Annotated in this window: 21 protein-coding genes, 3 pseudogenes and 2 riboswitches; of the genes and pseudogenes, 13 read left to right on the top strand and 11 right to left on the bottom strand. The window is 67.0% G+C overall.

Annotated features, from left to right (window positions below; genetic code table 11):
- From JOZ00_RS06345 to glnX, 3 genes are all read right to left on the bottom strand, one after another.
- Positions 1-1,058 (bottom strand): serine/threonine protein kinase (locus tag JOZ00_RS06345; protein ID WP_293341297.1); only part of this gene is annotated, 1,058 nt, incomplete at its 3' end.
- The gene (locus JOZ00_RS06340) at positions 1,058-2,035 is read right to left on the bottom strand and encodes a glutamate ABC transporter substrate-binding protein (RefSeq protein ID WP_293341295.1); all 978 of its coding nucleotides are present in this window, start codon (positions 2,033-2,035) and stop codon (positions 1,058-1,060) included. The genes JOZ00_RS06340 and JOZ00_RS06345, both read right to left, overlap by 1 nt.
- The gene (gene glnX / locus JOZ00_RS06335) at positions 2,035-3,354 is read right to left on the bottom strand and encodes a protein kinase G-activating protein GlnX (RefSeq protein WP_293341292.1); all 1,320 of its coding nucleotides are present in this window, start codon (positions 3,352-3,354) and stop codon (positions 2,035-2,037) included. Before glnX ends, JOZ00_RS06340 begins: the two co-directional genes overlap by 1 nt.
- A gap of 134 nt (positions 3,355-3,488) precedes the next feature.
- Between glnX and JOZ00_RS06330 the strand changes: the two genes are divergently transcribed.
- Complete coding sequence (locus tag JOZ00_RS06330; protein ID WP_293341289.1) at positions 3,489-4,121, top strand: NUDIX hydrolase; 633 nt, start codon at positions 3,489-3,491, stop codon at positions 4,119-4,121.
- Here the strand turns inward: JOZ00_RS06330 and thiE are convergent.
- Positions 4,093-4,776, bottom strand: a complete 684-nt coding sequence (gene thiE, locus JOZ00_RS06325; RefSeq protein WP_293341286.1) for a thiamine phosphate synthase — start codon at positions 4,774-4,776, stop codon at positions 4,093-4,095. The genes JOZ00_RS06330 and thiE overlap by 29 nt on opposite strands.
- Before the next feature lie 33 nt (positions 4,777-4,809).
- Positions 4,810-4,934: riboswitch (TPP riboswitch) on the top strand.
- Between thiE and thiO the strand changes: the two genes are divergently transcribed.
- The 4 genes from thiO (at position 4,925) to JOZ00_RS06305 (ending at position 7,656) form a co-directional block, all read left to right on the top strand.
- On the top strand, positions 4,925-5,956 hold the full coding sequence (gene thiO, locus JOZ00_RS06320; RefSeq protein WP_293341283.1) for a glycine oxidase ThiO: 1,032 nt from the start codon (positions 4,925-4,927) through the stop codon (positions 5,954-5,956). Its footprint overlaps the riboswitch before it by 10 nt.
- Entirely contained in the window at positions 5,956-6,153 is a 198-nt protein-coding gene (thiS, locus tag JOZ00_RS06315) for a sulfur carrier protein ThiS (protein ID WP_293341281.1), read from the top strand. Before thiO ends, thiS begins: the two co-directional genes overlap by 1 nt.
- Entirely contained in the window at positions 6,146-6,904 is a 759-nt protein-coding gene (locus tag JOZ00_RS06310) for a thiazole synthase (RefSeq protein ID WP_293341279.1), read from the top strand. Before thiS ends, JOZ00_RS06310 begins: the two co-directional genes overlap by 8 nt.
- Positions 6,901-7,656, top strand: coding sequence for an SGNH/GDSL hydrolase family protein (locus JOZ00_RS06305; RefSeq protein ID WP_293341276.1), 756 nt, complete (start codon positions 6,901-6,903; stop codon positions 7,654-7,656). Before JOZ00_RS06310 ends, JOZ00_RS06305 begins: the two co-directional genes overlap by 4 nt.
- Positions 7,657-7,659: 3 nt before the next feature.
- Here JOZ00_RS06305 and JOZ00_RS06300 read toward each other — a convergent pair whose 3' ends face one another.
- A complete protein-coding gene (locus JOZ00_RS06300) occupies positions 7,660-8,181 on the bottom strand; it encodes a serine/threonine protein kinase (protein ID WP_293341274.1) in 522 nt (173 codons plus the stop codon).
- A gap of 374 nt (positions 8,182-8,555) precedes the next feature.
- On the opposite strand from JOZ00_RS06300, the gene JOZ00_RS06295 reads away from it, so the two are divergent.
- From JOZ00_RS06295 to JOZ00_RS06270, 6 genes and pseudogenes are all read left to right on the top strand, one after another.
- Positions 8,556-8,906, top strand: a complete 351-nt coding sequence (locus JOZ00_RS06295; RefSeq protein WP_293341273.1) for a CD225/dispanin family protein — start codon at positions 8,556-8,558, stop codon at positions 8,904-8,906.
- 10 nt (positions 8,907-8,916) lie between these two features.
- A complete protein-coding gene (locus JOZ00_RS06290; protein ID WP_293341270.1) occupies positions 8,917-9,345 on the top strand; it encodes a DUF2752 domain-containing protein in 429 nt (142 codons plus the stop codon).
- A 53-nt stretch (positions 9,346-9,398) separates the two neighbouring features.
- Positions 9,399-10,898 carry a M28 family metallopeptidase gene (locus JOZ00_RS06285; RefSeq protein ID WP_293341267.1) on the top strand — a complete coding sequence of 500 codons (1,500 nt, stop codon included), beginning with the start codon at positions 9,399-9,401 and terminating at the stop codon, positions 10,896-10,898.
- Positions 10,895-12,366: pseudogene (locus tag JOZ00_RS06280) on the top strand (M28 family peptidase). The gene JOZ00_RS06285 and the pseudogene JOZ00_RS06280 overlap by 4 nt, the downstream one beginning before the upstream one ends.
- Positions 12,367-12,406: 40 nt before the next feature.
- Positions 12,407-13,824: pseudogene (locus JOZ00_RS06275) on the top strand (HNH endonuclease signature motif containing protein).
- A 46-nt stretch (positions 13,825-13,870) separates the two neighbouring features.
- Entirely contained in the window at positions 13,871-15,340 is a 1,470-nt protein-coding gene (locus JOZ00_RS06270; RefSeq protein ID WP_293341264.1) for a peptidase, read from the top strand.
- A 16-nt stretch (positions 15,341-15,356) separates the two neighbouring features.
- Here JOZ00_RS06270 and JOZ00_RS06265 read toward each other — a convergent pair whose 3' ends face one another.
- From JOZ00_RS06265 to thiC, 5 genes are all read right to left on the bottom strand, one after another.
- Positions 15,357-16,226, bottom strand: coding sequence for an LLM class F420-dependent oxidoreductase (locus tag JOZ00_RS06265; RefSeq protein ID WP_293341261.1), 870 nt, complete (start codon positions 16,224-16,226; stop codon positions 15,357-15,359).
- 24 nt (positions 16,227-16,250) lie between these two features.
- Entirely contained in the window at positions 16,251-16,688 is a 438-nt protein-coding gene (locus JOZ00_RS06260; protein ID WP_293341258.1) for a MarR family transcriptional regulator, read from the bottom strand.
- A gap of 46 nt (positions 16,689-16,734) precedes the next feature.
- On the bottom strand, positions 16,735-17,358 hold the full coding sequence (locus JOZ00_RS06255; RefSeq protein ID WP_293341255.1) for an alpha/beta family hydrolase: 624 nt from the start codon (positions 17,356-17,358) through the stop codon (positions 16,735-16,737).
- Positions 17,355-18,182 carry a bifunctional hydroxymethylpyrimidine kinase/phosphomethylpyrimidine kinase gene (gene thiD, locus JOZ00_RS06250; RefSeq protein WP_293341253.1) on the bottom strand — a complete coding sequence of 276 codons (828 nt, stop codon included), beginning with the start codon at positions 18,180-18,182 and terminating at the stop codon, positions 17,355-17,357. The genes JOZ00_RS06255 and thiD overlap by 4 nt, the downstream gene beginning before the upstream one ends.
- A 97-nt stretch (positions 18,183-18,279) precedes the next feature.
- Positions 18,280-19,938, bottom strand: coding sequence for a phosphomethylpyrimidine synthase ThiC (gene thiC, locus JOZ00_RS06245; protein ID WP_293341250.1), 1,659 nt, complete (start codon positions 19,936-19,938; stop codon positions 18,280-18,282).
- Positions 19,931-20,041: riboswitch (TPP riboswitch) on the bottom strand. Its footprint overlaps the gene before it by 8 nt.
- Before the next feature lie 167 nt (positions 20,042-20,208).
- Between thiC and JOZ00_RS06240 the strand changes: the two genes are divergently transcribed.
- Positions 20,209-20,853, top strand: coding sequence for a PAS and ANTAR domain-containing protein (locus JOZ00_RS06240; RefSeq protein WP_293341300.1), 645 nt, complete (start codon positions 20,209-20,211; stop codon positions 20,851-20,853).
- A 50-nt stretch (positions 20,854-20,903) separates the two neighbouring features.
- The gene (locus tag JOZ00_RS06235; protein ID WP_293341247.1) at positions 20,904-21,257 is read left to right on the top strand and encodes an STAS domain-containing protein; all 354 of its coding nucleotides are present in this window, start codon (positions 20,904-20,906) and stop codon (positions 21,255-21,257) included.
- 211 nt (positions 21,258-21,468) lie between these two features.
- Here the strand turns inward: JOZ00_RS06235 and JOZ00_RS06230 are convergent.
- Positions 21,469-21,609, bottom strand: a pseudogene (locus tag JOZ00_RS06230) (hypothetical protein); the annotation flags it as partial.

The raw sequence follows: 21,609 nt of genomic DNA, 5'->3' as shown, positions 1-21,609 counted from the left end.
AAGTTGAGCGTCAGCGCGGCCAGCGTGCGGCCCACGGTATAGATGTCGGTGGCGATCGTCGGGCCGGTCCGCACGATCTCGGGCGCCTGGAAACCCGGTGTGCCATAAAGGTATCCGAACGAATTGATCCGCGACACCGCACCCAGGTCGATTAACTTGAGCTGCTCTTCGGTGCGCATGATGTTCTCCGGCTTCAGGTCGTTATAGACCAGGCCGATGGAGTGCAGATAGCTCAGTGCAGGCAGGATTTCCAGCAGGTAGGCGACGGCCTCGGCGACGGGTAGCTTCTCGCCCTTCCCGTGCTTGAGCGGTTGACCGCCGACGTACTCCATGACGATGAGGCCGATCGGATTCCCGTGCTGGTCGACGTGTTCGACGAAGTTGAAGATCTGCACGATCTGCGGGTGGACCACCTCGGCCAGGAATTGTCGTTCGGCCATCGCGATCGCCTGCGCCTCTGCGTCGCCGGAGTGCACCAAACCCTTGAGCACCACCGGCCGGTCGTTGACGTTGTGGTCGACCGCCAGGTACACCCACCCCAGCCCGCCGTGCGCGATGCAGCCCTTGACCTCGTACTGGCCGGCGACGATGTCGCCCGGATTGAGTTGCGGCAGAAACGAATACGGGCTACCGCAGGCCGGGCACCAGCCTTCCGATGCCCCCTTGGCGTCCCTGCTGGAGCGTCCGACGGGCTTTCCGCAGTTCCAGCAGAACCGCTTGGATTCCGGCACCACCGGATTGGTCATCAGCGCTTCGAGCGGGTCGATGTCCCGCATCCGGGGGATCTCGACCAGGCCGCCGCCGAGTTGCCTGACGGGTGGCAGCACCCGCGTCGCCACCGTCATCCGGTCCTGCGGCTCGGTATCTATGGTGCCCAGCGAGATGTGCGGGAAGTCGTCGTCGTCATCGTCGTCGTCGAAATCGGGGCGGAACAGCGCCTGGGTGGCCTCGATCCGCGCCGATGTCGCCCCGCTCGCGGTGTCGGCCGGTTGGGTGCCCGGGCCCACTTCTTCGGAGCCGGTTTCCGGCTCGTCGGTGCGCTTTTCGAGTTCGGACATCAGTCCACGTATCTCGGTGTGGGCGGGGCGGGTGCCGGCCCCAGCACGGTTAACCACTTGCGGTACAGGGTGTTCCAGGTGCCGTCGCGCCGGATCCGTTCCAGGGTGCCGTTGACGAACCGCACCAAACCGGTGTTCTCGAGGTTGACGCCGATGCCGTAGGGCTGGGTGGCCATGTTGGGTCCGACGATGTGCAGGTAGGGGTCCTCCTCGACCAGGCCGGCCAGGATCGAGTCATCGGTGCTGACCGCGTCGATCTCGCGTTGCTGCATCGCGACCAGGCAGTCGGCCCAGTTCACCACCGACACGACCACCGGCGGCGGGTCGATCTGCCGGATCCGGTGCAGCGACGTCGTGCCCTTGGCCACGCACACCCGTTTGCCGGACAGGTCATTCACCTTGGCGATTGCCGAATCCCGCGGTGCCAGGATGCGCTGGTTGGCGTCGAGGTAGACGGTCGAGAAGTTGACCTGCTTGCGCCGGTCGCAGGTGATGGTCATGGTCTTGACCACCACGTCGACCTCGGAGTGCTGCAGCGCGGTGACGCGCTCGTCCGACGACAGGATCCGGTACTCCACGTGCGACGGGGCGCCGAAGATGTCGCGGGCGATCTCGCCGGCGATGTCGACGTCGAAGCCGGTGATCTCTCCGGTGATCGGATCGCGGAAGCTGAACAGGTTGCTGCCGATGTCGAGCCCGACGATCAGCCTGCCGCGGGCGCGGATGTCCGCGACGGCGGCGTCCGCCTCCGCCTTGGTGGGGAAGGGGCGCAGGCTGGCCGTCAGATCGCAGTTCTGGCTGGCGTCGTCCATCGGCAGGGGCGGCTCCGGTGGCAGCTGCTGCATGCCGACCGGCGTGGGCGGCGGCAGCGTCGGCGGAGTGACCACGGTCAGGGTTTCTGTGTGCCCGCAACCCGCCAGCAGGACCGCCGTGCCGAGCACGGCGCCCGCCCGCCGGAGCCGTTGCAGATGGCTCATTATCGATACTCTTTCAAACGCGGCCACATGCCCAGCGCCACCGCGATCGCGGCGCCGAGGCTGAGCACCACACCGCCGACCTGCGCGCCCGACAGCCCGCCGCGCGCGCTGAGCACGTCGTCGCGCAAGTGGGTGCGGCTTTGGTCCATGGCCTTGCCCAGCTGGTCTTCCAGCTTGTCGAACGCGGGCGTGGAGTCGTCTTCGCTGCTGCCCAGGGCGACCTGGGTCGCGGCCCGGTAGTTACCCACCGAGATGTAGGAGTTGATCCGGTCGTTGGCCTGCCGCCAGCGCAGCAGCAGCTGATCGGCGCCCTCCAGGTCGGGCTTGTCGACGGCGTCGCTGCGAACCATGTACTGGTCGAGCTGTTGGTGCATGGAGTCGATGCGCTGATAGAACGACTGCTTGCGCTTCTCCTCGTCGCCGCGGCGGATCAGCGACAGCGTCTCGTCGGCCCGCGCCTGCTGGGCGGTGATCGCGACGTTGGTCACGATCTTGAGCGAGTCCGCCGCCGTGTTCTTGGCGCTACGACTCGCGCTCGTCGAGATGGTTAACGCGGTTCCGACCCAGACCACCATGACGAGAATAGCGAGGCCGCCCACCACCAGCCCTGGGTTGATGCGGCGCCGGGTGCGCTTGGCCAGCCACCGATGGGAGAAGGCGCCGAAGACGGTGGTGGCGGCGACCACCAGGATGACCGGCGCGGGGATCTGGGTGGACGCGGTGGTCTCACTGTCCACCCGCTCCGACGTGGCCTGATAGAGCTGCGCGGCGTCGGGCAGGATGTTCGATTGCATCAATCCCGACGCCTCCGACAGGTATGACGAGCCGACGGGGTTGCCCTCCCGGTTGTTGGTCCGGGCGATTTCGATCAGGCCGGTGTAGACGGCCAGTTCGCCGTTGATGCGGCCCAGCAGTTGCACCAACGGTTCGTCGGTGAGCCCGCTCGACGCTCTGGTCACGGCCACCGCCGCGTCGGTGATGGCCTGCTCGTACCGCTGCCGGACCGGTTGCGGCTCGGCTTCGGCGATGAACGCGGTGGCCGCCGCGGCGTCCGCCACCGACAGCGTGGTGTAGAGCCGCCCGGCGGCGAACGACAGCGGCTCGGTGTGGTTGAGCACCGTCGTCAGCACCTGTTGCCGGTGGTTGATGGTTGTCGACGTGGCGAAGGCGCTCAGCGCGCCGAGGGCCGCCAACACGATTCCGATGGTCAAGATGCGGCCCGGTGTCGTCGAGATGAACCACCAGCGGGGATGTGCCGGTTCTACGGGCGACCGCGACCCCAGCGGCTCGGTCGTCGGGTGCGCCAGCTCAACCGTCACGTGTGATCAGTCCTCAGCTTTCGGCCACTGTTAGTCGCTGGACGAACCTCATATAAGCGAATTCTAAGAGAATGTTGCTGCAGATGTGTGGAGGCAGACCAAATGAATACCGATGGCCTGCATATTCTGGACCGGTGCAGGGCGACGGCGACGGTTGGGTGTTCTCCGCCAACGGCGGCCACTACTGGGGTCGATTCGGTGCGGCCGGCTTGCTGCTGCGGGCGCCGCAGGCGGACGGCACGCCGGCGGTGCTGTTGCAGCATCGCGCGGTGTGGAGCCATCAGGGCGGCACCTGGGGCTTGCCGGGCGGTGCCCGCGACAGCCACGAGACGCCGCAGGAAACGGCGGTGCGGGAAGCGCACGAGGAGGCCGGCCTGCTCGCCGAGCGGGTAGCGGTGCGCGGCACCGTGGTCACGGCCCAGGTCGCCGGGATGGCCGGCACGCACTGGACCTACACCACCGTCGTGGCCGACGCCCCCGAGTTGCTGCACACCGTGCCCAACCGGGAAAGCGCCGAGATGCGCTGGGTCGCCGAGAGCGAGGTGGCCAACCTGCCGCTGCATCCCGGCTTCGCGGCCAGCTGGCAAGGGCTGCGCAGCGCCCCGGCTTTGCTGCCGTTGGGCGACGGCGACGAACGGCGGCAATTCCTGCCGCGCACCTTCGAGATCGACTCCGGGGTCTTCGTCTGGTGCATGCCGGGCGCAGCCGACGAGGTGCCGTCGCAGTTGAGCCACCGAATCAGCGCGCTGCTGCAAGCGTCGAACTGAGCCGCTGCGCCGCGGCCCGCGGGTCGTCGGCCGCGGTGATGGCCCGCACGACGACGATCCGGGTGGCACCGGCATCGAGCACCTCGGGCAGGCGCTGCGCATCGATGCCACCGATCGCGAACCACGGCTTGTCGGGATCAAGCCGGGCGACCGCCCTGACCAGCGGCAGGCCCGGCGCTTTGCGGTCCGGTTTGGTCGGCGTGGGCCAGCAGGGGCCGACGCAGAAGTAGTCCGCTCGAGCCGGTCCGGCGCCGCCGGCGGCAGCGGTGGCCTGGTCCGGGTCGTGGCTGGACAGCCCCAGCAGCGCGTTCGGCCCGACGATCTCGCGCGCGATGTCCAGCGGCAGGTCGCCCTGCCCGAGGTGCAGCACGTCGGCGCCGGACGCGCGGGCGATGTCGGCCCGGTCGTTGACCGCGAACAGGGCGCCGTGCCTGCGGGCGGCGTCGGCAAGGATTCCGCACGCCGCCAGCTCGTCGCGCGCCTCGAGCGGACCGAACCGCTGCTCACCGGCCGACCCCTTGTCGCGCAGCTGGATGATGTCCACCCCACCGGCCAGGGCGGCGTCGGCGAACTCGGCCAGATCGCCGCGCTCACGGCGTGCGTCGGTGCACAGATACAGCCGAGCCGATGCGAGACGGGACACTCGTTCGTGCACAACGCGACGGTAGCGCGCTAGCGTAGGACACGAAGAACTGAGCACGGGAGTCCCAGGAGCGGGGCTGAGAGTGGGCACAGCCGGAAAAACCGGGCCTGCCCTTACCGTCACACCTGATCCGGATCATGCCGGCGAAGGGAGACAACAGATGTCAACGGACCCACCGGGCGGTTGTCTGGCCGTCATCGGCGGCGGCGTCATCGGATTGTCCGTGGCGCGCCGCGCGGCACAGGCCGGCTGGTCGGTGCGCGTGCACCTTGGCGGCGATACCGGTGCGTCGTGGGTCGCCGGCGGCATGCTGGCACCGCACAGCGAAGGCTGGCCGGGCGAAGAGCGGTTGTTGCGGCTGGGCCTGGAGTCACTGCGGCTGTGGCGCGAAGGCGGCTTCTTGGACGGGTTACCCGCCGAAGTGGTCACCGCACGGGAGTCGTTGGTGGTGGCCGTCGACCGGGCCGACGTCGCGGACCTGCGCACCGTCGCGGACTGGTTGTCCGAACAGGGGCATCCGGTGGTGTGGGAGTCGGCCGCCCGCGATGTGGAACCGCTGTTGGCACAAGGCATCCGGCACGGGTTTCGGGCGCCCACCGAATTGGCGGTGGACAACCGGGCGGTGCTGGACGCGTTGCGCGCCGATTGCGAGCGCCGCGGGGTGCGGTGGGCCGCGCCGGTAGGCGACCTGGCCGACGTCGAAGCCGACGCGGTGGTGATCGCCAACGGCATCGACGCGCCGTCGCTGTGGCCCGGCCTGCCGGTGCGGCCGGTAAAGGGTGAAGTGCTGCGCCTGCGCTGGCGCAAGGGCTGTATGCCGTTGCCGCAGCGGGTAATCCGAGCCCGGGTCCACGGTCGGCAGGTGTACCTGGTGCCACGCTCGGATGGCGTGGTGGTCGGCGCGACCCAATACGAGCATGGCCGCGACGTCGCCCCGGTGGTATCGGGAGTGCGCGACCTGCTCGATGACGCGTGCGCGGTGCTGCCGGGGTTGGGCGAATACGAATTCGCCGAGTGCGCGGCCGGGCTGCGCCCGATGACGCCCGACAACCTGCCGTTGGTGCAGCGCCTGGACACACGAACGCTGGTCGCCACGGGCCACGGCCGATCCGGCTTCCTGCTGGCGCCGTGGACGGCCGAGCGCATCGTTTCCGAACTGGCCTTAATAGGAGCAGGGGTAGGAGCCCACTGATGATCGTCGTGGTCAATGAGAAAAAGGTAGAGGTCGACGACCGAATCACGGTCGCCGCGCTGTTGGCATCGCTGGGATTTCCGGACCGCGGCGTCGCCGTGGCGATGGACGATACCCTGCTGCCGCGATCCAATTGGGCCACAGCGCTTTTCGACGGTGCTCGGCTCGAAGTGGTGACGGCGGTGCAGGGTGGCTGATGCCAAACTGACGATCGGCGACCGCAGCTTCGCCTCGCGACTCATCATGGGGACCGGGGGAGCGAGCAACCTGGCGGTGCTCGAAGAGGCGTTGGTCGCGTCGGGCACCGAGCTGACCACCGTCGCCATCCGCCGGGTCGACGCCGAGGGCGGGACCGGGCTGCTGGATCTGCTCAACCGCCTTGGCATCACGCCACTCCCCAACACCGCGGGCTGTCGCGGCGCCGCCGAGGCGGTGCTGACCGCGCAGCTGGCCCGCGAGGCGCTGAACACCAACTGGATCAAGCTCGAGGTGATCGCGGACGAACGCACCCTGCTGCCCGATGGCGTCGAATTAGTCAGGGCCGCAGAGCAATTGGTCGACGACGGTTTCATCGTCCTGCCCTACACCAACGACGATCCGGTGCTGGCCAGACGGCTGGAGGACGTCGGGTGTGCGGCCGTCATGCCGCTGGGCTCACCGATCGGCACCGGCCTCGGCATCACCAACCCGCACAACATCGAGATGATCGTCGCCGGCGCCGGCGTCCCGGTCGTGCTCGACGCGGGCATCGGTACCGCCAGCGACGCCGCAATGGCGATGGAATTGGGTTGCGACGCCGTGCTGTTGGCCACCGCGGTGACCCGGGCCGCCGATCCGGTGGCAATGGCCACCGCGATGGCCGGCGCCGTCACCGCCGGCTACCTGGCCCGGCGGGCCGGCCGGATCCCCAAGCGTTTCTGGGCGCAGGCATCCAGCCCGCAACGATGAGTCGCTATGTGGCCCTGGGCAGTTCGATGGCTGCCGGTCCGGGTATCCGGCCGCGGGCCGCGGGGGCGCCCAGGTGGTCGGGTCGGTCGGCACGCAATTACGCGCACCTTCTCGCCGAGCGACTGAATTTGGAACTAATCGACGTCACCTTCTCCGGCGCCACCACCGCCCACGTCCTGACCGAAGAGCAGCGCGGCGCGCCGCCCCAGATCTCCGCGCTGGACGGCTCCGAGACCCTGGTGACGATCACCATCGGCGGCAACGACGTCGGCTACGTTCCGCTGCTGTTGGCCGCCGCTCTGCCGCGCCCGGTGCAGCGGCTGCCCCTGCTGCGCAACCGCATATCGGAACTGCTGGACCGCGACGAGCGGGACCGGGCGCTTGACGCCGTGTTGGACTCGTTGTGCGCGGTCGGTCGTGCCGTGCGCGAGCGCGCCCCGCGGGCCCGCGTTTTCTTCGTCGACTACCTGACGATCCTGCCGCCCGACGGCGCGGCTCCGCCGTTGTCGAACGCCGATGCCGAACTGGGCCGCTACGTGGCCGCGACGCTCGAGCGAACCACCGCCGACGCGGCGGCGGCGACCGGCTGCGAGGTCGCCCGCGCGGGCGCCGCCAGCCGGCAGCATCATGCGTGGTCGGCCGAGCCGTGGACGATCAAGCCGGGCGTGCCGCTACCGGGTCGGCCGGCGCTGTTGCATCCGAACGCCGCCGGGATGCGGGCCGTCGCGGAACTCGTTGCGGCCCAACTGTAAACGTCAGCCGTTGGCGCGCCACCACTGGTAAAGCGCCGAGGCGTCGGTGTTGGATCCGCGGATGTAGCTCAAGATGTTTTTGGAGTCGATGGTCCAGATGATCTCGGCCGCGTTTTGATAAGTCCCGCACGCCACCTGCCCGGCACTGGAGCTGGAGCTGCCCTGATGCCAGCTGGTCGGTGATTGGCCGCTGTCCCCGCAGTTGGTCAGGACATCGTCGTTGATGCTGGTCTTGAACGAGCCGGCCAGATTGTCGCCGTTGCTGAACAGGATGTATCTGGCCTGAACGGGCCCACTCGGGTCGGGGCTTTGCCCGCAGGTCAGTGCCGCCAGTTCGCCGGCCGTGATGGGTTGGGGGGTGCAGTTGTTGAGGCCGTAGCCCTTTGACAGCGAGCCCGCCAGCGTGTTGATGTCCGACGGATTGCCGGTGTTGGCGGGGTCTGCCGTGGCCGTACCCGGTACGGCGAAACCGCCCATCAGCACCACGGCCCCCGTGGCGCGCAACGCGTTGCTGAGGTGAGACATCCTTTGGCTCCTAACGGTTGGGTGAACCCACATGCGATTTCACCCGAAAACGGTGCTCCTGCTCAATAGGATCGTAGGACTAAGTGGGGGCAATATCATAGCCATGCAACACATTCCGTCGGCAATTGTCTATCTGGGCATCATTCCCGTTGTCCTGGGCATAGGCAACAGAAATATCGAAAAACGCTGGTGCTCAGCGTCTTTCATGCCGGACACAGTGCCCCACCAGTTTCGCGCGAGGCCGCCGTGCGCGGTAGCTGCCAGGCTCCTGACCAGGGCCGAAGTCGATTTCGACATTGCTACGCCGTCGTGACATTGCTCCGGTAGGGTTGACAGCGCTTCACGCCAGCTAACTTCGCGCGACTGGAGAATCGATGACACAACCGCCCCCTCCGCCCGGTTACCCGCCGCAGCCGCCGCCGCCCGGCTACCCGCCGCAACCGCCCGGTGGCCAATCACCGAGTAACTATTTGGTGTGGTCGATCTTGGCGACCCTGTTCTGCTGCCTTCCCTTCGGGATCGTGGCGATCGTCAAGTCGAGCCAAGTCAACGGGCTTTGGGCGCAGGGGCGTTACGCCGAGGCACAGGCATCCGCCGACAGCGCCCGTAAATGGGTGATCTGGTCGGTCGTCGCCGGCATCGTCGTGGCCATCATCTACGGCATCCTGATCGCGACCGGTGGCCTGAACAACGACACCAACAACGCGCTCGCCGCGATGTTCTGAGCCCGTCGCGATGACGGTCACCCGCCAAAGTTCGGCTCCGCTTCGTTTGGGTGCGCCACTGGTGGTGGCGGCATCCGCGACGATGATGTGTGCCGCCATCTGGGCGGGTGACCCCACCACCCCCAACGGCCCGCTGCCGGTGTGCCCCACGAAGGCTCTACTCGGTATCGACTGTCCCGGATGCGGCAGCCTGCGGATGGTGTATTCGCTCATGCACGGCAATGTCACGGCGGCCGCCAGGTTCAATGCTCTTGGCCTGGCGGCTGTCGTGCTGTTGGTGTGGGCGTACCTCTCCTGGACCTACGGGCGCTTGGTGGGCCGGCGGATCCGGAGCTGGCAGCACTACCGCTGGTCGGCGGCGGTGACCATGGCGCTCGTCGTGGTGTGGTTCGTCGTGCGCAACCTTCCCTTTGCGCCGTTCACTGGACTGCACGTCTGATACCGCCGTGTCCTGAGGCGGACCGCCTGGGCGGCGGTCTAACCTTGGCCGCGATGGGGAACAGATTCAAGACGATCCCGGTGCTGGTCGCCGTGATCGCCGTGACCACAGTTCCAACGGGTTGTTTCCACCGGTCGACCACCCCCGCGCAGTCGTCCGTCAACCCCGTTGCGGCTGAGTTCGCCTCCACGTTGCGCAACAAGGTGACGGCCGACGCCATGATGGGGCATCTTTCGAAGCTGCAGGACATCGCCAACGCCAACAACGGCACTCGGGCGGTGGGGACTCCCGGTTATGAGGCCACCGTCGACTACGTGGTAAAGACGTTGAAAGACAGTGGGTTTGACGTCCAAACGCCCGAATTCTCGGCGCGCGTTTTTCACTCCGACAAGCCGGTGGTGACCGTCGGCGGCAAGCCGGTGGAATCGCATCCGCTCGACTTCAGCCTCGGGACACCGCCGGACGGCGTGAGCGGGCCGTTGGTCGCCGCGCCCGCCGGCAGCGAACCCGCCTGCGCGGCTTCCGACTACGGCAGCCTGCCGGTGCAGGGCGCGGTCGTGTTGGTGGACCGTGGCACTTGCCCGTTCTCGCAGAAGGAAGACGCCGCGACGAAGCGCGGGGCTGTGGCGATGATCGTCGTCGATAACGTCGACGAACAACAGATGGGTGGCACCCTCGGCCCGAACACCGACGTGAAGATCCCGGTGGTCAGCGTGACCAAGTCCGTCGGAGTGCAGTTGCGCGCCCAGCCGGGGCCCACGGTGCTCAAGCTGAATGCGAATGTGCAGAGTTTCAAGGCCCGCAACGTAATCGCGCAGACCAAGACGGGATCGGGGCACGATGTGGTGATGGCGGGCGCGCACATGGACAGCGTCCCAGCGGGTCCGGGCATCAACGACAACGGGTCGGGCGTGGCGGCGGTGCTGGAAACCGCCGTGCAGCTTGGTAATTCACCTTCGACGCAGAATGCGGTGCGGTTCGGCTTCTGGGGCGCCGAGGAACTCGGACTGATCGGGTCGCGCAACTACGTCGAGTCGCTGGACCTGCCGGGGCTCAAGGACATTGCGCTGTACCTCAACTTCGACATGCTCGCATCGCCCAACCCCGGCTACTTCACCTACGACGGCGACCAGTCGCTGCCGCCCGGCGCCCGCGGCCAACCCGTGGTGCCCGAGGGATCGGCCGGAATCGAGCGCACACTGGTCGCCTATTTGAAGTCAGCGGGAAAGACGGCGCAGGACACCGAATTCGACGGGCGGTCCGACTACGACGGGTTCACGCTTGCGGGTATCCCGTCCGGAGGCCTGTTCTCCGGTGCCGAGGGCAAGAAATCCGATGAGCAAGCCAAGCTGTGGGGCGGAAACGCCAACCAGCCTTTCGATCCCAACTATCACCAGAGCACCGACACCCTTGAGCACATCGACCGCACCGCGCTGGGGATCAACGGCGGCGGCGTCGCATATGCGGTGGGGCTGTATGCGCAGGATCTCAGCGGGCACAACGGAATCCCCGCCATCGAGGACCGCACGCGGCACGTACTCGACAAGTCATGACCGTTCGGCGGGGGTCGGCTTTGCTGTTGACGGCCGGGCTGCTGGCGGGCTGCTCGTCGACGCCGGCGAGGCCGCCCGCCGCGGCTCCGGAGCTTGGCCAGGTCTTGGCCGCGAAGGTGACCGTCGACCACATGTTCTCTCACCTGCGCGCTCTGCAGGACATCGCGAACGCCAACAAGGGTAACCGTGCCGAAGGCACACGGGGCTATGACGCCAGCGTCGCTTACGTGGCTAAAGCGTTGCATGACAAGGGTTTCGAGGTATCCGCCCCACAGTTCGACCGGCTGTACGCGGTTTCCCCGGGTAAGCCGACGCTGACGGTTGCGGGCTCCACTTATCAGGTCGACCAGGCCTCGCTGCTCGTCCAAACACCGCCGGGCGGGCTGACCGCGCCGACCGTACGGCCCACGCGGCCATCGGGTTGCGCGGTCAACGACTACCCGGCCGCGGTGTCCAAGGGCGCGATCGCCGTCGTCGACGACTCCGGTTGTTCGGTGGTCGACAAACAGAACACCGCGGTCGCCAAGGGCGCGGGCGCGCTGATCGTGGTCAGCGCGCCCAACGGTCAGGGAGCCCCACCAACGTTGTTCAGCCCCGGCTACTACAAGCAGCTGACGGTGCCGGTCGCCGTGGTGGGTGCCTTGGGCGCCGCCGCGTTGGCTCACGCGACCGCGCCGATCCATTGGTGCTGGATGCCCGCAACGTCAAGGTCACGTCGCGGAATGTGCTGGCGCAGACCAAGACCGGTTCGCCGCACGACGTGATCATCGCGGGTGCGCATCTCGATAGCCCGCGCGGCGGTCCGGGGATCAACGACGACGGTTCCGGGGTTGCCGCGGTGCTGGAGACGGCGCTGCAACTGGGCCCGCTCGCGCCGGTGAACAACGCGGTGCGGTTCGTGTTCTGGGGCGCCGAGGAGAACGGCATCAACGGCGCCACGGACTACGTGTTTGGCATGGATCGCGAGCAACTCAACGACATCGCCATGTACCTGGACTTCGCCATGCTGGGCTCGCCGAACGCAGGGTTCTTCACCGATGATGGCGATCAGTCCGGTCCACCCGGGGCCGGGGTGTCATACGCCGACGTGCCGGACGGCTCGGCCGGCATCGAGCGCACGCTGGCGGGCTACCTGAGCCTGGCCGGGAAGCACCCGGCGGACATGCCACTGAGCACCAGGACCGACTATCACCCGTTCATGGTCGCGGGGGTGCCGATCGGTGGCCTCACCACCGCGTCCGCGCAGCCGAAAACGACTGTGCAGGCGCGGCTTTGGGGTGGTCAGGCCGGTGCTCCGTTCGACCCCAACTACCAGAGCCCGCGCGACACCGTCGACAACATCAACCGGGACGCGTTGGCGGCCATGGGATCTGCCGTCGGGTACGCGGTGGGCAGTTACGCGGAGTCGATTGGCGGCGTCAACGGCGTTCCTCCGCACGACAAACGGCATCGCTCCCGGGTCCCCTAGTCGCCCGGGGGTGTCGGGGGGTGCGGCTATATTCGAACCTATGTTCGATACACGGCTGCACGAATACTGGAAGCCTGCCGAGAGTGACCGGTCGTGTGCGCTGATTGAGCAGATGTGCGCCGCTCGTCGGGCTGAGGCTCAGGCGGCGGCCGCGCGGCTCGATGCGATCGGGGAGTTGTTCGAGCTGCGCCGCGTCGAGCGTGGCGAGCAACAGGATTGGGCCGTCGACACCTGGGCGGCGGTGGGCGCCGAAGTGGCTGCGGCGTTGCGGATCAGCCTGGCGATGGCCGGCAGCTATATGCGCTACGCACTCGCGATGCGCGAACGGCTGCCGGAGGTGGCGGCGGTATTTCGCGCAGGCGATATCGATTACGCGCTGTTTCAGACGATTGGTGTACCGCACCGACCTGATTACCGACGCTACGGTGCTCGGTCAGGTCGATGCCGAGTTGGCGATCAGGGTGCCGCGCTGGCCATCGATGACGCGGGGCCGCTTGGCCGCCAAGGTGGATCGGATCGTGGCGCGCGTCGATGCCGACGCGGTAAGGCGCAGCCAAGAGCGCATGACAAACCGCGAGGTGTCGATCTGGGAATCCGAGCCGGGGATGTCCGAGATGCACGGCAGGCTGTTCGGTACGGATGCCAAGGCCCTGGACATGCGCTTGAATGCGCTGGCGGACACGGTGTGTCAGCACGACCCCCGCACCCGCGATCAGCGTCGTGCCGACGCCCTGGGGGCACTGGCCGCGGCAGCCGACCGGCTGGGCTGTCGCTGTGAAGGTTCCGAATGCGCGGCCGGCGGCCGGTTGCCGGGGCCGGTGGTCATTCATGTGGTTGCTGAGCAAGGGACGCTGGAGGGGCGCAGTGGCGCACCGGCGGCCACGTTGGACGGCGCCGAGGTGATTCCAGCGCCGCTGGTCAAAGAGCTCGTCTTGAGCGCCAGGCTGCGCCCGCTCGTCACGCCGACTGCCGCTGAACCGCAATACATTCCATCGGCCAAACTGGCCAACTTCGTCCGGTGCCGCGACTTGACCTGCCGGGCGCCGGGCTGCGATCGTCCGGCCGTCGAATGCGATCTCGACCATACGATCCCGTATGCCGACGGGGGCGCCACTCACCCGTCGAACCTGAAATGCCTGCCGGGTTCACCATTTGATCAAAACCTTCTGGGGGTGGCGCGACCGACAGCTTCCGGACGGCACGGTCATCTGGACGCTTCCGGGCGGCCATACCTACGTCACCACTCCCGGCAGCGCGCTGCTCTTCCCGACGCTTGGCGCGCCCACCGGTGACTTTCCGGCACCAGCGGGGAGAGGTGAGCGGTGCGGCGACCGCACCGCGATGATGCCGCTGCGGACCACCACTCGCGCTCAGAACCGCGCACATCGCATCGCCTCCGAGCGCCGGCGCAGCCGCAATATCATTAGCCACAGTGGCGGGGAGCCACCGCCTTTCTAGCAAGAGTCCGGAAACGGAATGTTTGCTGCCTTAGAATCTGTCCCTTATGGGTAACCACGCGCGGAATCGGGCGGCGGAGTGGGTGCGGGCGGTAACCGCATGTGCGGCGGCGGTGCTCGTGGTGGCCGGGTGTACGACCTTCGTCGAGGGGCGCGCGCTGTCGATGCTCAACGACCCGTTCCGGGTCGGTGGTCTGCCCGCGACCAACGGCCCCAGCGGGATCCGTTCGAACGCCCCCAGTCCGACCGGCAAGGTGGTCAACACCGACAACGGGACGATCGACAAGCTCGCGTTGCAATCGATCAACGACATCCAGGACTACTGGAAGTCGGTCTACAGCCAGTCGCTGAAGGGCAGTTTCGTGCCCGTCGACAAGCTGGTGTCCTACGACTCCAACAGCCCGAACAGTCCGATCGTCTGCCACAGTGACACCTACAAGCTCGTGAACGCCTTCTACACCTCGCGCTGCAACCTGATCGCCTGGGACCGAGGCGTCTTCCTCGCCATCGCGAAACAGTATTTCGGCGACATGTCCGTCACCGGTGTGCTGGCCCACGAATTCGGACACGCCTTGCAGCACATGGCGAAACTCGTGACCAGACGAGACGCGACCATCGTTCGCGAGCAGCAGGCCGACTGCTTCGCGGGTGTCTATCTTTTCTGGGTGGCCGACGGCAAATCGCCGCGCTTCACCCTGAGTACCGCCGACGGGCTCGACCATGTACTGGCGGGCATCATCACCACCCGCGACCCCGTGATGGACAGCGACACCCAGAACGACGACGAACACGGTTCGGCGCTGGACCGGGTCAGCGCTTTCCAAATGGGCTTCATCGATGGCGCCTCGGCCTGCGCGGGGATCGACAAGAAAGAGATCGAACAGCGCCGCGGCGACCTGCCCAACGCCCTGCGGATCGACAGCGACACCGGAAATCCGGAAACCGGTGAGGTCCCGATCAACCAGGACACCCTGACGACCTTGATGGAACTGCTGGGAAAGGTCTTCACACCGAAGGCGCCGCCGACGTTGACCTATGAGACCGGCGGTTGCACGGATGCCAAACCGAGCCCGCCGGCGTCGTATTGCCCGTCCACCAACACCATCGCGATCGACCTGCCCGCACTGGCCACCCTGGGCAAGGTCTCGGACGAAAACGAACACACCCTGCCGCAGGGTGACGACACCGCCCTGTCGGTCGTGATGTCCAGGTACGCGCTGGCGGTGCAGCACGAGCGCGGGCTACCGATGCAGAGCCCGTGGACCGCGCTGCGGACGGCCTGCCTGACCGGTGTGGCGCACCGCAAGATGGCCGAACCGATCGAGCTGCCTTCCCAGAATCAACTACTGCTGACCGCCGGTGACCTCGACGAAGCGGTTGCCGGTCTGCTGACCAATCGCATGGTCGCCAGCGATGCGGACGGCACCAGCGTCCCTGCCGGTTTCACGCGAATAGCAGCGTTCCGAGGCGGCGTGGCCGGCAACATGGACGCGTGCTACTCACGCTATCCCGGCTGACGAATAGCCAACCGGGTCAACCTATTTCGGCGAGCCGGGGAATCAGCTCGTCGCCGATACGCCGGATGAAGCCGACCGGATCCGGGTTGCCGGGGAACGGACCGGCGTTGACCATGTCGAAGCCCAGCTTCGCGAAGCGTTCCGCAGTGGCGAGGTAACCGTCGAGGTCCTCGAAGGGATCGATGAAAAACCCTACGGTCTTGCGGATTTCGGCGGGATCGCGGCCCACCGACTCGCAGTGTCGATCGAGCACATCGACCTTGTGCTTGAGTTCGTCGGGGTCGTAGACCGTGCTGTTCCAGACGTCGGCGTACTGCGCGACGAGGCGCAGGGTCTTCTTCTCGCCGTCACCACCGATCAGGATCGGGGGACGCCGAATCGGTTGCGGCTCGCAGATTGTCTCGGCCAGTTGGTAGTGCTTGCCGTTGTAGGGGCCGTTGTCGTCGCTCCACATCTGGCGGCAGATCTGCAGCGTTTCTTCCAGCATCTCGAAGCGCCTGGCCACCGGCGGATACGGGAAGCCGAGGGCGTGGTGTTCGCGGTCATACCAGGCCGCGCCGATGCCGAAAACCGCACGGCCACCGGACAACACGTCCAGCGTGGTGACCGCCTTCGCCAGAAGTCCCGGGTAGCGATAGGTCACGCCGGTCACCAGCAGGCCAAGGTCGATCGTGGTCGTCTGGCCGGCCAGAAAACCCAGCGAGGTGTAGCCCTCGAGGAACGGGTCTTCCGCGCGTCCCATGGCTTCCATCTGGAAGAAGTGATCGGCCAGCGTGAACAGCGTCGCGCCGCCCTGCTCGGCAGCCTTGGCCGCGTCGGCCAGCGTCGGGCCCAGACGCGCCGCGTCACCCGGCAGAAAGTCGATAAAATGCAATCCCAATTCCATTGCAGCACCAGTCCTTTCGGAATGTCAGTGTTCGGTGAGGCGCTCGAGCAGCGACAACGCGTCCAGGATGACGCGACGCTCGGCTTTGGTGTAGCGCTCTTGCATGGCGCTCGCCAGCCACTCCTCACGCACTTGGCGATTACTCTCGCCACGTTGCCGACCCGCTTCGGTCAACGAGATCAGTTGCCGTCGACCGTCTTCCGGGTCGGGCGTGCGCTCGATGAGCCCTCGCTGCTCGAGAGCGGCCACTATCGTGGCCATTGACTGTGGACGTACGCCTTCGGCTCCGGCCAGGACGCTCGCCGATGAGGCGCCCTCTTTCCAGAGTCGGATGAGCACCGCCGTCTGCGAGGGGGTCAGGTCGTCGTCGGTGGCGAGGCCCCTCAACTGACGGCGCAGCCGGCTGAACATCACCCGCAGTTCGCGGGCCGCCGTAATCGCTGACTCGTCGATGCCGTCCACGACACCAGCCTAAATTAGACAGCCAAAACTGTCCAGTTTTAGCTGACTAAATCCGTCCGAGCAGCTGCAACGCGGCATCGACCGCCAGCGCGGGCACGTTCAAGGTCTTCGAACGCAAATCGTGTCGTGCCCCGGCGATCTCGACGACCGCGGTGGTCCCCGTGATCAACGCGGCGGCCTCGCGCAGCTCCTCGGGGGTACCGAATGGGTCCGATGTGCCGTGGGCGAACACGGTCGGCACCTTGATGTCGGGCAGGTGTTCGGTGCGGGCGCGTTCCGGCTTACCCGGTGGGTGGACCGGATAGGAGAACAGCGTCAGCGCATCGACCGGCACCTGCTCGGAGGCGACCACCATGGACGTCTGCCGACCGCCGTAGGAGTGACCGCCGGCGATCAGCGGACCACCGGCAAGACCGCGGCACAACGCGATCGCCTCGACGATGCCGGCCCGGTCGGTGGCGGCCGAACCGGACGGCGGCCCGGTGGGCCGGCGTCGACGGTAGGGCAGGTTGTACCGCACAGCGAGCCAGCCGCGGCGAGCCCATTCATCGCAGATCTCTTGCAGCAGAATCGATTCCCGACTGCCGCCCGCCCCATGCGTGAGCACCGCCACCCCTTTCGGGGTGCCTTTCGGCTCGTGCGCGATGCCGGCGATCTCATCCAGGTTCATGACAGCCTGAACAATGGGGAGACCGGGCCGTGGCCGCGGCCCAACGGATAGGAGGCACGCAAGCTTTCTGTGACCCAGAGCTTTCCGAAGCCGACGGCGTCGGGCACGCTGAAGCCCCGCGCCAGTGCACAGGCGATGGCGGCCGCAAGCGTGTCACCGCCGCCGTGGTCATTTCCCGTTGGCAGCCGCTCGGAGTCGAACTCGTAGAACTGCGCACCGTCATAGAGTAGATCGCAGCTGCGCTCGGATGACCGCAGGTGCCCGCCCTTGACCAGCGCCCATTGCGGGCCCAGCGCGTGCAAGGCCTTCGCCGCTGTTCGCTGTGAGGTCGAGTCGACGACGTCGACGTCCACCAGCAGCCGAACCTCGTCGAGGTTCGGCGTCACCAGGGTCGCCAGCGGAAACAGTTGGCTACGAAGGGAATCCAGGGCCGATGGCGCCATGAGCGGGTCGCCGTGCATGGAGGCCGATACCGGGTCGACGACGAGCGGAACCGTCAACCCGAGCCGGCGCCAGGTGGCGGCCACGGTGTCGATGATGCCCGGTGATGCCAGCATGCCGGTCTTGGCGGACTGGATGCCGATGTCGCTGACCACGGCTTCGATCTGCCCGGCGACCACGTCGTCGGGAACCTCGTGAAATCCCTGTACTCCCAACGTGTTCTGCACGGTGACCGCGGTGACCGCGATGCACGCGTGCACGCCCAGCAGCGCCATGGTGCGCATGTCGGCCTGGATGCCGGCACCGCCGCCCGAATCCGACCCGGCGATGGACAACACTCGCGGCGGCGTGCTGCCCGGCGGAGTCAGCGGCAGGTATTTCACTGTGCCGAATTGCGGTGACCCGCCACGGCCGCGCTTGCGATCACGGCTGGGTTGGATGAGCCGTGACCCGCTGCGCCCGGCTGCGCCGCGCTTGCGATCACGGCTGGGTGAGCGGCAGATACACTCGGTTGCCGTGCTCGGCGAACTCGGCCGACTTCTCGGCCATGCCGGTCGCGAACATGGCCTCGATGTCCTCTTCGGTCTCGAGTCCGTGTTTGGCGGCGTAGTCGCGGACATCCTGCGTGATGCGCATCGAGCAGAACTTCGGTCCGCACATCGAGCAGAAGTGTGCGGTCTTGGCGGGCTCGGCGGGCAGCGTCTCGTCGTGGTACTCCCGCGCCGTGTCGGGATCCAGTGACAGCGCGAACTGGTCGTTCCAACGGAACTCGAAACGCGCCTGGCTCAAAGCGTTGTCGCGTTCCTGGGCGTGCGGGTGACCCTTGGCCAGATCGCCTGCGTGCGCGGCGATCTTGTAGGCGATCACCCCGTCCTTCACGTCCTTGCGATCGGGCAGCCCGAGGTGCTCCTTCGGCGTGACGTAGCACAGCATCGCGGTGCCGGCCTGGGCGATGATGGCGGCGCCGATGGCGGAGGTGATGTGGTCGTAGGCGGGCGCGATGTCGGTGGCCAGCGGACCCAGCGTGTAGAACGGAGCCTCCTCGCACCACTCCTCTTCCAGGCGCACGTTCTCGACGATCTTGTGCATCGGGACGTGGCCCGGGCCCTCGATCATCACCTGCACGCCATGGGATTTCGCGATCTTGGTCAGCTCGCCGAGGGTGCGCAGCTCGGCGAACTGCGCCGCGTCGTTCGCGTCGGCGATGGATCCCGGCCGCAGTCCGTCACCGAGGGAGAAGGTGACGTCGTAACGGGCGAATATCTCGCAGAGCTCGTGGAAGTTGGTGTACAGGAACGACTCCCGGTGGTGCGCCAGGCACCAGGCCGCCATGATCGAGCCGCCGCGGGACACGATGCCGGTGACTCGCTTGGCCGTCAGCGGCACGTAGCGCAGCAGCACGCCGGCGTGCACGGTCATGTAGTCCACACCCTGCTCGCACTGCTCGATCACGGTGTCGCGGTAGAGCTCCCAGGTTAGTTCGGTCGGGTCGCCCTTGGTTTTCTCCAGCGCCTGGTAGATGGGCACCGTGCCGACGGGCACGGGCGAGTTACGCAGGATCCACTCGCGGGTCTCGTGGATGTTCTTGCCGGTGGACAGGTCCATGATGGTGTCCGCACCCCAACGGGTAGCCCACACCATCTTGTCGACCTCCTCGGCGATCGACGACGTGACCGCCGAGTTGCCGATGTTTGCATTCACCTTGGTCGCAAAGGCCTTGCCGATGACCATCGGCTCGATCTCGGGGTGGTTGTGGTTGGCCGGAATGACGGCACGTCCGCGGGCGACCTCGTCGCGCACCAACTCGGCGGGCATCCCTTCGCGGGCGGCGATGAACGCCATCTCCGCGGTGATCTCGCCGGCACGGGCGCGCTGCAGCTGGGTGCCGCGGTCGCGGACCAGCCCGGGCCGCGGCGGGAGCCCGGTCGTCAGATCGATCACCGCGTCCGGATCGGTGTAGGGACCCGAGGTGTCGTACAGGTCGAAGTGATCGCCGGTGGACAGGTTCACCCGCCGGAACGGCACTTTCGCGCCGGGCACTCCGTCCAAGTCGCGGTAGGCCTTGCTGCTCCCCGCGATCGGCCCGGTGGTGATGGCCGGGTCGACGAGCTTGGATCCCTGGGACAGAACATCAGTCATATTTTCATCTCCCTACGCCGGCATTACCCGGTCAGGTTCGTACGGTCGACGGCCCCAAGCCGTCCTCTCAGCACACTCGGCGTGCGCTCCCGCGTCTTATGGATGGACCGCACGCGACGTTACCCCCACACCACCCCGCTCGGCAGTGCTGGCGGGATTTTGTCTGGTAAGCAGCCGGAAACGTCCCCTGAATGGGAAGATGCAAACATGCAAGAGAGCAGGCGAACGGATGTAGACACCGTCGACGGGATCGGCAAGCAGCCTTCCGGCATGGCCGAACCGCTTTCGCAACACCTGAACGTCGGCGCCTTCCGCTTCTGGTTCGTCGGTCAACGGTGGGAATGGTCCGACGAGGTCGCCAGGATGCACGGCTACGAACCGGGTGCCGTCGTGCCCACGACGAAACTGCTCCTGTCGCACAAACATCCCGACGACCGTGCGCACGTCCAGGAGTTGCTGGACTACGCCCTGCAATCGGAGGAGTCGTTCTCGAGCCGGCACCGGTTCATCGACACCGCGGGCGACGTGCACGACGCGATCGTGGTGGCCGACCGGATGCTCGACGAGTCGGGCGCGGTGCTGGGCACCGAGGGTTACTACATCGACCTCGCGAACACCTTCGACGCGGCCCGCCAGGAAGTGCTCGATGCCGCCCTACCGGACCTGTTCGAGAACCGCGCGGCGATCGAGCAGGCCAAAGGCGTGCTGATGTACGTCTACCGGGTCAGCGCCGATCAGGCGTTTCGGGTGCTGCAGTGGCGGTCCCAGGAGACCAACGTGAAGCTGCGGGCGCTCGCCAAGCAGTTGCTCGCCGAGGTCAGCATCCTGGAAGCGCCGACGGCCGCGCTGCAGAGTCAGTTCGACCATGTATTGCTGACGGTGCACGAACGCATTCCCCCCGAGCCCGTGGGCTGACTGAACCAATACGTCGACAAGGTGGGCGGGGCTCGGGTTAATCTTCGGTTGTGCTGGTGGTCGAGTACGAGGCGGAGGACGCCGCGGTGATCGTTCGCGTCAAAGGCGATGTCGACTCCAGTACCGCCGACGGGCTGACCGCTCACCTGACCGGCGCGCTCAAGCAGGCCGAGACGCACCCGGCCCGGCTACTGATCGTCGATTTGCTGGCGGTCGACTTCTTCGGTAGCGCGGCACTGAACGCGGTGCTCGACTGCCACGAGGAGGGCAAGCAAGCCGGCACGACGGTCCGTCTGGTGGCTGACCATGACCAGGTGCTTCGGCCGATCCAGGTGACCGAACTGGACCGCATCGTCGACATCTACCCGACGCTGTCGGAAGCTCTTCAGCGCAACTCGCGATGAACGCGGGACTGCCGGCCGATCTCGCGGCCGCGGTGTCGTTGGGTGGCGAGATGGGCCGCCGGTTTGCCGAATTCAACTGGGCAGGCCACCCGTTTGGGGTCGCCGCGAGATTGGCCGAGCGAGGTCCGAGCGGCGGTGGCGACGACCCTGGCTTCGCGATTTCCACTCGTACTGTGGCTCGGCGCCGACGACCTGTTCGTGATGGGGCGCGTTAGGCCTCTTCCATCGCCTCGCCGATTTCTTCGAGGACCTTGTTGTGGTGGTTGCTTGCCAAAAAGTGCCCGGCGGCGATGACGAGAGCCACCGGCCAGTCGATGAGTTCAAGTGCCGCAAGGGCGGCCAGGCCGCCGAA

Source organism: Mycobacterium sp. (genome assembly GCF_019243155.1).
Lineage (GTDB): Bacteria > Actinomycetota > Actinomycetes > Mycobacteriales > Mycobacteriaceae > Mycobacterium.
This window is presented reverse-complemented; position numbering and strand designations above follow the sequence as displayed.